Here is a 13,069-nt window from a genome sequence, read left to right on the forward strand (position 1 = left end):
CGCAGGGAGCCTGATGTGAACCTATTAGAAGAAAACCAAGCCACCGACCTCGAAAAAATCGTCGGTCTCAGCCGTCGCGGCTTTATCAGTGCCGGCGCCCTGTGTGGCGCGGCGATGTTTTTGGGCGGCAACCTGCTCAGCCGCAGCGCGCTGGCCGCCAGCGTCAGCGCCGGCACCAGCAAACTGCTGGGGTTCAGCAGCATTGCGGCAGCCACCACCGACACCATCAGCCTGCCTGCAGGCTACACCTCTTCAGTGCTGATCAGTTGGGGCCAGCCGCTGCAAAAGAACGGCCCGGCCTTTGACCCCAGCGGCAACGGCACCGCCCAGGCCCAGGAAGTGCAGTTTGGCGACAACAACGACGGCATGAGTCTGTTTGCGTTCCCCGGCGAGCGCGACCGTGCGTTGATGGCCATCAACAACGAATACACCAACTACCGCTACCTCTACCCTCACGGCGGCATGCCGCAGTCGGCCGAAGACGTGCGCAAGGCACTGGCCTGCGAAGGCGTGTCGGTGATCGAAGTGCAACGTAAAAACGGCCAGTGGCAGTTCGTCCAGGGCTCGCGCTACAACCGCCGTATCCACGGCAATTCGCCGTTGCGCCTGAGCGGTCCGGCCGCCGGCCATGAACGGATGAAAACCAGCGCCGACAAGCGCGGCAAGAAAGTCCTCGGCACGTTCCAGAACTGCGCCAACGGTAAAACACCGTGGGGCACCTACCTGACCTGTGAAGAAAACTTCACCGACTGCTTCGGCAGCAGCAACGCCGAACAGAAATTCGACGCCGCGCAAAAGCGCTACGGCGCATCGGCCGCCAGCCGCGAGATCAACTGGCATCAACACGACCCGCGTTTCGACCTGGCAAAGAACCCCAACGAACTCAACCGCCACGGCTGGGTCGTGGAAATCGACCCGTTCGACCCGCAATCGACCCCGGTCAAACGCACCGCCCTGGGCCGCTTCAAGCATGAAAACGCTGCGCTGGCCGAGACCAACGACGGTCGCGCCGTGGTGTACATGGGCGACGACGAACGTGGTGAGTTCATCTACAAGTTCATCAGCCGCGACAAAATCAATCATCGCAACCCCAAGGCCAACCGCGATCTGCTGGACCACGGCACGCTGTATGTCGCGCGCTTCGACGCCGGTGACAGCAACCCGGACCACCCCAAGGGCCAGGGCCAGTGGGTCGAGCTGACCCACGGCAAAAACGGCATCGACGCCAGCAGCGGTTTTGCCGATCAGGCCGAGGTATTGATCCACGCACGCCTGGCCGCCAGCGTCGTCGGCGCCACGCGCATGGACCGTCCGGAATGGATCGTGGTCAGCCCCAAGGACGGCCAGGTCTATTGCACCCTGACCAACAACGCCAAGCGCGGCGAAGACGGGCAACCAGTAGGCGGCCCGAACCCACGGGAGAAAAACGTCTACGGCCAGATCCTGCGCTGGCGCACCGAGCGCGATGACCATGCCTCGCCAACATTCGCCTGGGACCTGTTCGTGGTCGCCGGCAACCCGACCCTGCACGCCGGCAAACCCAAAGGTGGCTCGTCGAACATCACCCCGCAAAACATGTTCAACAGCCCCGACGGCCTGGGCTTCGACAAGGCCGGCCGGCTGTGGATCCTCACCGACGGCGACTCCAGCAACGCGGGCGATTTCGCGGGCATGGGCAACAATCAAATGCTCTGCGCCGACCCCGACACCGGTGAGATCCGCCGCTTCATGGTCGGCCCGGTGGGCTGCGAAGTCACCGGCATCAGCTTCTCGCCAGACCAGAAGACCTTGTTTGTCGGGATTCAGCATCCGGGTGAAAACGGCGGCTCGACATTCCCCGAACACCTGCCGAACGGCAAGCCACGCTCCTCGGTAATGGCCATCACCCGCGAAGACGGCGGAATCGTCGGCGCCTGACTCCTACTGTGGCGAGGGAGCTTGCTCCCGCTTGAGCGCGAAGCGGTCACAGTCCGGCAAATGCCGTTTGCCTGACTGAACTCGGTTGAATGTTGTGCGACCACTTCGAGGCCGAACGGGAGCAAGCTCCCTCGCCACAGGTAATGCGCTCAAGCCACAACGATCAATTCAGACTGCTTTGCGCTACCATGCTTGGCCGGACGCGGCAGCCTGCTGCGCGCAGGAGTCAGCATGTCCCATCCGTTTGAAACACTTACCCCCGACCTGGTCCTCGATGCCGTCGAAAGCATCGGTTTTCTCAGTGATGCTCGCGTGCTGGCGCTCAACAGCTACGAAAACCGTGTTTATCAAGTCGGCATCGAAGATGGCGAACCGCTGATCGCCAAGTTCTACCGTCCGCAGCGCTGGACCAACGACGCCATCCTCGAAGAACACCGCTTCACCTTCGAACTCGCCGAGTGCGACGTACCGGTGGTCGCGCCGATGATCCACAACGGCGAAAGCCTGTTCGAACACGCCGGGTTTCGCTTCACCCTGTTCCCACGCCGGGGCGGCCGCGCGCCGGAGCCAGGCAATCTCGACCAGCTCTATCGCCTTGGGCAATTGCTCGGACGCTTGCATGCCGTGGGTGCCACCCGGCCCTTCGAGCACCGCGAAGCGCTGGGCGTGAAGAACTTCGGCCACGATTCGCTGACCACCCTGCTGGAAGGCAACTTCATCCCGCGCAGCCTGCTGCCAGCCTACGAGTCGGTCGCCCGCGACCTGCTCAAGCGGGTGGAAGAGGTTTACAGCGTCACCCCGCACCAGAACATCCGCATGCACGGCGATTGCCACCCCGGCAACATGATGTGCCGCGACGAGATGTTCCACATCGTCGACCTGGACGACTGCCGCATGGGCCCTGCGGTGCAGGATGTGTGGATGATGCTCGCCGGTGATCGTCAGGAATGCCTGGGTCAACTGTCGGAACTGATGGACGGCTACAGCGAGTTCCACGACTTCGACCCACGCGAACTGGCGCTGATCGAACCGTTGCGCGCCCTGCGCCTGATGCACTACAGCGCCTGGCTGGCCCGACGCTGGGATGACCCGGCGTTCCCCCGCAGCTTCCCGTGGTTCGGCACCGAACGGTATTGGGGCGACCAAGTGCTGGCGTTGCGCGAACAGCTTTCAGCGCTCAATGAAGAACCATTGAAGCTGTTCTGACACACACAGATCCAATGTGGGAGTGAGCCTGCTCGCGATGCGAACACCGCCGTGTATCTGGATGACCGCGGTGATGCCAGCGCGAGCATCGGAACGCCGCCCGGCTCGCCCCCACAAGGTTCGCGACAAGTTCCGAAAAATCTCCTTACAATCCCCTCTTTGTTAGCTGCCTAAGCAAGGATTCTGCATGCAAGCTGCCAACCCGCGTCGCGGGTACATCCTGGGCCTGAGTGCCTACATCATCTGGGGATTGTTCCCGATCTACTTCAAAGCCATCGCCGCCGTACCCGCCGTGGAGATCATCATCCACCGGGTGCTGTGGTCGGCGCTGTTCGGCGCGTTGCTGCTGATGGTCTGGAAGCATCCGGGCTGGTGGCGCGAGCTGCGCGAGAACCCGCGGCGGCTGGCTATCCTGGCCCTGAGCGGCACGCTGATCGCGGCCAACTGGCTGACGTACGTCTGGTCGGTGAACAACGGGCGCATGCTCGAAGCCAGCCTCGGTTACTACATCAACCCGCTGGTGAACGTGTTGCTCGGGATGCTGATTCTCGGCGAACGGTTGCGACGCATGCAGTGGGTGGCCGTCGGGCTGGCCGCCATCGGTGTGGCGCAACAGGTCTGGCAGGTCGGCAGCCTGCCGTGGGTGTCGCTGGTGCTGGCGTTGACCTTCGGTTTCTACGGGCTGATCCGCAAACAGGCGCCAGTCAAGGCACTGCCGGGGCTGGTGGTGGAAACCTGGATGCTGGTGCCGATTGCCGTCGCCTGGTTGCTGTTCAACCCGACCGCGAGCAGCGCACAAGCCGAATTCTGGACCTCGTCCCAAGCCTGGTGGCTGGTGGCCGCCGGCCCGGTAACGCTGGTGCCTTTGGTGTGTTTCAACGCCGCTACACGGCATTTGCCCTACACCACCATCGGCTTCCTGCAATACCTGGCGCCGACCCTGGTGCTGCTGCAAGCCGTGCTGTTGTTTGGTGAACACCTGTCGTCCAGCACCCTGGTGGCCTTCATGTTTATCTGGGCTGGCCTGGCGGTTTACAGCGTCGACGCCTGGATAAGTTTGCGCCGCCGCAGCTGATCAAAAAACGCACAAAACCTTGCAGGCCACGGCCATCGTGGCCTGCAAGCATCCTTCCCAAGGTTATCCACAGCGTGATCCCCGCCGTTTGTGCACAAGCCCTTGAAATTGCCGGTTTTTTGATCAATCGCTGAAGAACCCCGGACGGCGTGGCCTGGCGACGAGTCTCTACAGGTTATCCACAGGCAGGTGCACGTTTTATCGGGATAACCTTTCCCCGCTTACGGGTCGCTGCGCAGCACCAACTCCACCATCAGGTCATCGGCCAGGGTTTCCAGCCGTGACTGCAACACGTCCAGCGACAGGGTCAGTGGCACGGCAAGAATCGCTTCGGCGTGGAACAGCGGCTCGCTGCTCATCGGCGCTGGCCGTACGTCCGTTACCAGCCGCTCGAGGTTGACGCCTTGCTCACTCAGTAATCGGGTGATGTCGCGCACGATCCCCGGACGGTCGTTGCCCACCAGCTCCATGGCGATCGGCTTCCAGGTGCAGGACTGCTCGATGCCACCTTCAGCGATCAATACGCGAATGCCCTGGGCGGACAGCGCCTGCAGGGCGTCTACCAATTCATCATAGGCCTCGGCCGGCACGCCAACCCGCAGGATCCCGGCAAACTGCCCGGCCATCCGCGACATGCGACTTTCCAGCCAGTTGCCGCCATGTTCGGCTATACATTGAGCGATGCGTTCGACTTGGCCAGCCTTGTCCGGGGCGAATACGGTGAGTACGAGGTGGTCCATGGCGCAGCCCTCTTGTCATGACTTTTGTTATAGATAGGCAAGTATAGGCAAGGGACTAAATTCAGCGCGGCACTGCTTTTGTGTGGCGAGGGAGCTTGCTCCCGTTGGGGCGCAAAGCGGCCCCTTCAAATATTCAGACAGAACGCATTCGCTGATTTTGCGACTGCTTCGCAGCCGAGCGGGACGGTGCGGCGATCCGACAAGCTCCCTCGCCACAGACAAGCCCTACGAACTGAATTCCATAGCCAACACATTCAGGCCCCATAGCAGTACACCGAAGATTATGTGTACAAGTTTTTATATTTAACTGGAACAATCTAATAGTTTTTTGAGAACATCCCGTTCCCCGGCGTGACCGAATAGCGTTGCCGGGTCGCTAAACGACGTAATTAGTCTAATTTTCACAACCGCAATTCATCATGTAGTATGCCGCAGCGCGCACTACATAACGTTGGATCGATGTCTGCCAAGGCGCCGTCACGACCCCCAAATCCCCGTCAGCAAGGCTCCGGGCCGTTGATTGGAACCACCCAGCCGCCAGTGATGGCATGTACTGGTGCAGGGGTTTGTGGTTTAAATGGCCAGAGGCTTCATTGTCAATTTGAAGAGCTGAAAAGCGAAATAGCTGAGCAGAGTGAGGCAAGCAATGACTGAACACGTTCAAGTCGGTGGCCTGCAGGTCGCCAAAGTCCTGTTCGACTTCGTGAACAACGAAGCCATTCCCGGTACCGGCCTCACCGCCGACAAGTTCTGGGCCGGTGCCGACAAGGTCATTCACGACCTGGCGCCGAAGAACAAAGCCCTACTCGCCAAACGCGACGACTTCCAGGCGCGCATCGATGCCTGGCACCAATCCCGCCGAGCGCTTGGGACAGCCCAGGCGCATGACGCCGTGGCCTACAAAGCCTTCCTGCAAGACATCGGTTATCTGCTGCCAGAAGCGGCCGATTTCCAGGCCACGACGCAAAACGTCGACGACGAAATCGCCCGCATGGCCGGCCCACAACTTGTGGTCCCGGTGATGAATGCCCGCTTCGCCCTCAACGCCTCGAACGCCCGCTGGGGCTCGCTGTACGACGCGCTCTACGGCACCGACGCCATCAGTGAGGCTGACGGCGCGGAAAAAGGCAAAGGCTACAACAAGGTTCGCGGCGACAAGGTGATTGCCTTCGCCCGTGCTTTCCTCGACGAAGCCGTGCCTTTGGCAACCGGCTCCCACGTCGACTCCACCGGTTACTCCATCGTTGGCGGCAAACTGGTGGTCAGCCTCAAGGCTGGCAACAAGGTCGGCCTGCTCAATGACGCTCAACTGATTGGTTTCCACGGCGATGCCGCAGCACCGACGGCCATTTTGCTGAAAAGCAATGGCCTGCACTTCGAAATCCAGATCGATGCCAGCACCCCGGTCGGCCAGACCGACGCCGCCGGCGTCAAAGACGTACTGATGGAGGCCGCACTGACCACCATCATGGACTGCGAAGACTCGGTTGCCGCCGTCGATGCCGACGACAAAGTGGTGATCTACCGCAACTGGCTTGGCCTGATGAAGGGCGACCTGTCGGAAGAAGTCTCCAAGGGCGGCAAGACCTTTACCCGCACCATGAACGCCGACCGCACCTACACCGGCGTCGATGGTCGCGAGCTGAGCCTGCACGGCCGCTCGTTGTTGTTCGTGCGCAACGTGGGTCACCTGATGACCATCGACGCGATCCTCGACAGCCATGGCAATGAAGTGCCGGAAGGTATCCTCGACGGCCTGATTACCAGCCTCGCGGCGATCCACAGCCTCAACGGCAACACCTCGCGCAAAAACAGCCGTAGCGGTTCGGTCTATATCGTTAAACCGAAGATGCACGGCCCCGAAGAAGCCGCGTTCACCAACGAACTGTTCGGGCGCATCGAAGACGTTCTTGGGCTGCCGCGCAACACCCTCAAAGTCGGCATCATGGACGAAGAGCGGCGCACGACCGTCAACCTCAAGGCCTGCATCAAAGCGGCCAGCGAGCGCGTGGTGTTCATCAACACCGGTTTCCTCGACCGCACGGGCGACGAAATCCACACCTCCATGGAAGCCGGCGCGATGGTGCGCAAGGCCGACATGAAGGCTGAAAAGTGGATCGGCGCCTATGAGAACTGGAACGTCGACATCGGTTTGAGTACCGGCCTGCAAGGTCGTGCGCAAATCGGTAAAGGCATGTGGGCCATGCCCGACCTGATGGCCGCGATGCTTGAGCAGAAAATCGCTCACCCGCTGGCCGGCGCCAATACTGCGTGGGTCCCGTCGCCAACCGCCGCTGCGCTGCACGCGCTGCACTACCACAAGGTTGACGTGTTCGCCCGTCAGGCCGAACTGGCCAAGCGCGCTCGTGCTTCGGTGGACGACATCCTGACGATTCCGCTGGCAGTCAACCCGCAGTGGACCGCAGAACAGATCAAGAACGAGCTGGACAATAACGCCCAGGGCATCCTTGGCTACGTGGTGCGCTGGATCGATCAGGGCGTGGGCTGTTCGAAAGTGCCGGATATCAATGACATCGGCCTGATGGAAGACCGCGCCACCCTGCGGATTTCCAGCCAGCACATCGCCAACTGGCTGCGTCATGGCATCGTGACCCAGGATCAGGTGCTCGAAAGCCTCAAGCGCATGGCGCCGGTGGTTGACCGCCAGAATGCCAACGACGCGTTGTACCGTCCGCTGGCACCGGACTTCGACAGCAACATCGCCTTCCAGGCAGCCGTCGAACTGGTGATCGAAGGCACGAAACAACCCAACGGCTACACCGAGCCGGTCCTGCACCGTCGCCGCCGCGAGTTCAAGGCCAAAAACGGCCTGTGAGCCAGCGCTAGCGCCGGACAAGAAAAAGCCCTGGTCGAAAGATCAGGGCTTTTTCATTTTTGCACACGTGGGTGACAGCTCAGATCCCCAGTTCATGCTTGACCAATGCCAACAGCTTGTCGGTGTCGATGGGCTTGAGCAGGAAATCCACCACGTTCAAATGCATGGCGGCGATAACGTCACACGCCTCGGCGTCGCCGGAAACCATGATGATCGGCAACGCTGCCCGCACGGATTCGCGCACCTCGCGCACCAGTTCCAGGCCACTGAGGCGGTGCATGCGCAGGTCGGTGATGATCAGGCCAATCGACTTGTTCGAGTCCAACAGCTTGAGCGCGGTCTCGCCGCTGGCGGCGGTCATGCAGCGGATGCCTTCCAGGGCAAGCACTTCGGACAACAGCTCCCGCGCATCCTTGTCATCGTCAACGATCAATACTCGCTGCGGCGGTAGATCCGGTTCATGCATGATCGCATGCAGCGCCTCACGCTCGGCTTCGCTCAAAATATCGTGCTCGGACATAAGCTTCTCTACATGTTCGGTTCAATCCCTTGGCACAACCATCAGACATCACTGAGCAGCGCTTAAATGTGCACGTCGTCCGATAGTTTTCCAAGAGGTCAGCACGCGGTTTACGCAGTTACTGCGTAGGGCATTTCCGAAATCGCGACTGGCACTCGGCCACCTAGACTTACGTCCAATGGGCACGCTGCACGTACAGGCTGACCATAGCTGATGATCCGACAACAACAATTCAAAAAGACTGCGGTAATGGTTATGAGCAAAACGGACGCATTCACCCAGGCCGGGAAAACCGCGGTGTTGCAGAACATCCAGGGCACCTTGCAGTTTCTTCAGCGTTTCCCGCCGTTCAACCAGATGGAAAACGCGCACCTGGTCTACCTGGTCGAACAATGCCAGCTGCGTTTCTATAGCCCGGGCGAGAGCATCATCAAACCCGCCGACGGTCCAGTGGAACACTTCTACATCGTCAAGCAAGGCCGGGTCGTGGGTGAACGCCCGCACACCGCCAAGGGTGGCACCGAAACCACCTTTGAAATCGCCACCGGTGAATGTTTTCCGCTGGCCGCGCTGCTGGGTGAGCGCGCCACGCGCACCGAACACCTGGCGGCCGAAGACACTTTCTGCCTCCAGTTGAACAAGCTGGCGTTCATCAAACTGTTTGCGCTGTCCAACGCCTTTCGCGACTTTGCCCTGCGCGGCGTCAGCAGTTTGCTGGATCAGGTCAATCAGCAAGTGCAGCAAAAAGCCGTGGAATCCCTCGGCACCCAGTACTCGCTCAACACCCGGCTCGGTGAATTGGCCATGCGCCACCCGGTAACCTGTCGCCCGACGACCCCGCTGCGCGAAGCGGTGACCCAGATGCACGAGCAACAAGTGGGCAGCATCGTGGTGGTCGATGAGCACAAGGCCCCCATCGGCATTTTTACCCTGCGCGATTTGCGTCAGGTAGTCGCCGACGGCACCAGCGACTTCAACCAGGCCATCGAACACCACATGACCCAGGCGCCGTTTTCCCTGACGCCGGACCACAGCGCATTCGACGCGGCCATTGCCATGACCGAACGGCACATCGCCCACGTTTGCCTGGTGAAAGACCAGCGGCTGTGTGGCGTGGTGTCCGAGCGTGATCTGTTTTCCCTGCAACGGGTCGACCTGGTGCACCTGGCTCGTACCATCCGCAATGCACCGCGCGTGGAAAACCTGGTCGCGCTACGGGGCGAGATCGGTCAACTGGTGGAGCGCATGCTGGCCCACGGCGCCTCTTCGACGCAGATCACCCACATCATCACACTGCTCAACGACCACACCGTGTGCCGAGTGATCGAACTGACCCTCGCCGAGCGCGGCGACCCCGGCGTGCCGTTCAGCTGGTTGTGCTTTGGCAGCGAAGGTCGCCGCGAACAAACGCTGCACACCGATCAGGACAACGGCATCCTTTTCGACGCGCAGGACGCGGCCCACGCCGCCGAGATTCGCAGCAAGCTATTGCCCATCGCCCAACAGATCAACCAGAGCCTGGTGCTTTGCGGCTTCACCTTGTGCAAGGGCAACATCATGGCCGGCAACCCCGAGCTGTGTTTGTCCCGCGCCGAATGGGCCCGGCGTTTCGCCGCGTTTATCCGCGAGGCCACGCCGGAAAACCTGCTGGCCTCCAGCATCTATTTCGACCTGCGGGTGGTCTGGGGCGATGAACACAGCTGCGCGCAGTTGCGACGCGGGGTCCTTGATCAGGTCGCCGACAACCGACTGTTCCAGCGCATGCTCGCTGAGAATGCCTTGCGCCAGCGCCCACCCGTGGGACGCTTCCGCGAGTTCGTGCTGGCGAAAAAGAACGGCGAGAAAGCCACCCTCGACCTGAAAGTCCAGGGCCTCACGCCCTTCGTCGATGGCGCCCGGCTGCTTGCGCTGGCCAATGGCATCGATGCCAACAACACCCTGGAGCGCTTGCGCCAACTGGTGGACAAAGACGTTATCGAACGCCTGGACGGCGCGGCGTATGAAGAGGCCTACCACTTCATCCAGCAAACCCGTATGCAGCAACATCAGCGACAGACCCGCGAGAACCTGCCCTACTCCAACCGGGTCGATCCTGACAGCCTCAATCACCTGGACCGACGGATTTTGCGTGAATCCCTGCGTCAGGCCCAACGCCTGCAAAGCAGCCTGACCCTGCGGTATCAGCTATGAACCTGTTTTCCTGGCTGCGCCCGGCCGCGCCGACCTTGAGCCGCGAGCAGCAACACCGTCTGGAACGGCTGCCGCCAGCGCCCAGCCTGAGCGAATGCAGCCTGCGCGAGCAGCGCTGGGTGGTGCTTGACCTGGAAACCACCGGGTTGAACCTGAATAAAGACGTGGTGCTGTCCATCGGCGCGGTGGTGATCGAGGACGGTGCCATCGATTTCAGCCAACAGTTCGAGCGGACCTTGTATCGCAGCGAACACAAACTGGGGCCCAGCGTGTTGCTGCATGAGCTGGGGCCGAGTGCGATTGCCGCCGGTTGTGATCCGCTGGAAGCGTTGCTCGATTTCATGGAGTTCGTCGGCGACAGCCCGGTGCTGGCGTTTCATGCGCCGTTCGATCAGCACATGCTCGGGCGCGCCTTGAAGGACAGCCTGGGTTACCGCTTGCAGCACCCGTTTCTCGACGTCGCCGACATGGCGCCGCTGTTGTGCCCGCAGGCACACATCCGTGAAGCCGGGCTGGATGACTGGGTCGACTGGTTCAAGTTGCAGGTCTTCGATCGCCATAACGCCAGTGCCGACGCCTTGGCCACCGCGGAGCTGGCCTTGATCCTGTTCAGCCGCGCGCGCGCGCAGCAGATTCACAGCCCGTTGAACCTGCAACAGCGGTTGAGTCAGTGGAAACGCAGACAGCGGGTGCCTTCCTTCTGATCCCTGGCACCTGCTCTAACGCCTTCGCGGGCAAGCCCGCTCCCACAGGTATTGAGTCGTTTACCCATTTCGCGAACGACTTAGAAACTGTGGGAGCGTGGCTTGCCCGCGAAAACGATAACTCGGCCCTACAGGTCGCCCCCGAGCCAAAACCACCCGACCAACGCCAATTGCGCCCATCCATGGCCTCTGACACAATCGCGAATAATTCTCGTTAGTTTAAACGTCTATTCGGTGAAGCCCCTTGTCGTCAGTCCAAAGCCCTCACAGTGAGCTCGTTGGTGCGTTGTATCGCGACCATCGCGGCTGGCTGCTGGCCTGGTTGCGGCGCAATGTGGCGTGCCCGTCGCGGGCCGAAGACCTGAGCCAGGACACCTTCGTGCGCTTGCTGGGGCGTGACGAACTGAAGGAACCCCGCGAACCCCGGGCGTTTCTGGTGGCCATCGCCAAGGGGCTGTTGTTCGACTATTTCCGCCGCGCCGCGCTGGAACAGGCCTACCTCACCGAACTGATGTTGACTCCGGAAGCGCAACACCCTTCCATCGAAGAGCAGCAACTGATCCTCGAAGACCTCAAGGCCATCGACCGTCTGCTCGGCAAACTCTCGAGCAAGGCCCGTGCAGCGTTCCTCTATAACCGCCTCGACGGCCTCGGCCACGCCGAGATCGCCGAACGCCTCGGTGTCTCCGTGCCTCGCGTGCGGCAGTACCTGGCGCAAGGCATTCGCCAGTGTTACGTGGCGCTGTACGGCGAACCGCTATGAATCAGGTCAGCTCGAAACCGGTCTCGGCACGGGTGCTCGATGCCGCTATCGCCTGGCAATTGTCGCTGGACGCCGGCAGCGGTAGCCCGGTGGAGCGCGAAGAGTTCGCCAAATGGCACGCCGCCGATGAAGAACACGCCCGTGCCTGGCGGCAACTGGGCATGCTCGATCAACGCTTCAGTGTCGCCAACGGGCCAGCCCGCACGGCGTTGTTGCAGTCTCGCGAAGGCATTCGCCGACAGGTCCGCAAACTGGGCAGCGGAGTCGCCAGCGTGCTGCTGGTAGTCGGGCTCGCGTTGTTCGTCGGCGACCGCTACATGCCGCTCGATTACTGGCTGGCCGATCAACGCACCGCCACCGGCGAACAACGCACCCTGCACCTGGCCGACGGCACGGTCATCAACCTGAACACCCACAGTGCGCTGGATGTGCGGTTTGATGAAAAGCAGCGGCGAATCGTTCTGCAAGAAGGCGAAATCCTTATCGAGACCGGCCACAACGACACCCGACCATTCATCGTCGAAACCCGCGACGGTCAGATGCGTGCGCTCGGGACGCGGTTCCTGGTCAAACGCGAGGACGACGGCACGCGCCTCGGCGTGCTCAAGTCGGCGGTGGCGGCACGCCCGCAAGGCAGCCCCGACGAACAGATTCTCCACGAAGGCCAGCAGGTGCTGATGCGCGGCAACGGCCTTGGCCCGATGCAGGCGCTGAACACCGGCGCCGATGCCTGGACACGCGGCATGCTGGTGGTGGACAACGCGCGGCTGGAAGACCTGGTGCATGAACTGGGTCGCTACCGGCGCGGGTATCTGGGCGTGGCGCCGGAGATTGCTGACCTGCGGATCACCGGCAGCTTTCCGCTGAACAACACTGACCTGGCCCTGACCGCCCTGCTGCCGACCCTGCCCGTGCAGATCGAACAGCACACGCCGTGGTGGGTGACGGTGGTGGCGAAGGCCAATACAAAACCCTGAGTCCTGCGGCGTCTGATAAGCCGCCAAAAACCTGCAATCTGTAACCGTTCTTTACTGAATCGAAATTATTTTCATCTTGCCCTATCACTTTTCGAATCTCGTCCGGCACCTAGGCAATTGAGAAATACTTTCATTCGGAGC

10 protein-coding genes are annotated in these 13,069 nt (G+C 61.3%); 8 read left to right on the forward strand and 2 right to left on the reverse strand.

The genetic code is table 11. The annotated features are described in order from the left end of the window. The first annotated feature begins 15 nt into the window (after positions 1-15). The 3 genes from AABM54_RS23900 to rarD all read left to right on the forward strand — a co-directional run bounded on the left by AABM54_RS23900 (position 16) and on the right by rarD (position 4,198). Entirely contained in the window at positions 16-1,917 is a 1,902-nt protein-coding gene (locus AABM54_RS23900; protein ID WP_347902375.1) for a PhoX family phosphatase, read from the forward strand. Positions 1,918-2,148: 231 nt separating this feature from the next. After that, complete coding sequence (locus tag AABM54_RS23905; RefSeq protein WP_347902376.1) at positions 2,149-3,123, forward strand: serine/threonine protein kinase; 975 nt, start codon at positions 2,149-2,151, stop codon at positions 3,121-3,123. A 187-nt stretch (positions 3,124-3,310) separates the two neighbouring features. Next, entirely contained in the window at positions 3,311-4,198 is an 888-nt protein-coding gene (rarD, locus tag AABM54_RS23910; protein ID WP_347902377.1) for an EamA family transporter RarD, read from the forward strand. Positions 4,199-4,419: 221 nt separating this feature from the next. Here rarD and AABM54_RS23915 read toward each other — a convergent pair whose 3' ends face one another. After that, positions 4,420-4,938: a glycine cleavage system protein R gene (locus AABM54_RS23915; RefSeq protein WP_347902378.1), complete on the reverse strand. Its 519-nt coding sequence runs from the start codon at positions 4,936-4,938 to the stop codon at positions 4,420-4,422. A gap of 646 nt (positions 4,939-5,584) precedes the next feature. Between AABM54_RS23915 and AABM54_RS23920 the strand changes: the two genes are divergently transcribed. Further along, positions 5,585-7,774, forward strand: a complete 2,190-nt coding sequence (locus AABM54_RS23920) for a malate synthase G (protein WP_347902379.1) — start codon at positions 5,585-5,587, stop codon at positions 7,772-7,774. Positions 7,775-7,853: 79 nt separating this feature from the next. Here AABM54_RS23920 and AABM54_RS23925 read toward each other — a convergent pair whose 3' ends face one another. Further along, on the reverse strand, positions 7,854-8,294 hold the full coding sequence (locus tag AABM54_RS23925) for a response regulator (protein WP_347902380.1): 441 nt from the start codon (positions 8,292-8,294) through the stop codon (positions 7,854-7,856). 249 nt (positions 8,295-8,543) lie between these two features. On the opposite strand from AABM54_RS23925, the gene AABM54_RS23930 reads away from it, so the two are divergent. From AABM54_RS23930 to AABM54_RS23945, 4 genes are all read left to right on the forward strand, one after another. Next, complete coding sequence (locus tag AABM54_RS23930; protein WP_347902381.1) at positions 8,544-10,484, forward strand: putative nucleotidyltransferase substrate binding domain-containing protein; 1,941 nt, start codon at positions 8,544-8,546, stop codon at positions 10,482-10,484. Next, positions 10,481-11,188: an exonuclease domain-containing protein gene (locus tag AABM54_RS23935; protein ID WP_347902382.1), complete on the forward strand. Its 708-nt coding sequence runs from the start codon at positions 10,481-10,483 to the stop codon at positions 11,186-11,188. The genes AABM54_RS23930 and AABM54_RS23935 overlap by 4 nt, the downstream gene beginning before the upstream one ends. A gap of 244 nt (positions 11,189-11,432) precedes the next feature. Continuing rightward, positions 11,433-11,951: an RNA polymerase sigma factor gene (locus AABM54_RS23940; protein WP_347902383.1), complete on the forward strand. Its 519-nt coding sequence runs from the start codon at positions 11,433-11,435 to the stop codon at positions 11,949-11,951. Continuing rightward, entirely contained in the window at positions 11,948-12,928 is a 981-nt protein-coding gene (locus AABM54_RS23945; RefSeq protein WP_347902384.1) for a FecR family protein, read from the forward strand. Before AABM54_RS23940 ends, AABM54_RS23945 begins: the two co-directional genes overlap by 4 nt. The last annotated feature ends 141 nt before the right edge of the window (positions 12,929-13,069 follow it).

It is taken from the genome of Pseudomonas purpurea (assembly GCF_039908635.1).
Classification (GTDB): domain Bacteria; phylum Pseudomonadota; class Gammaproteobacteria; order Pseudomonadales; family Pseudomonadaceae; genus Aquipseudomonas; species Aquipseudomonas purpurea.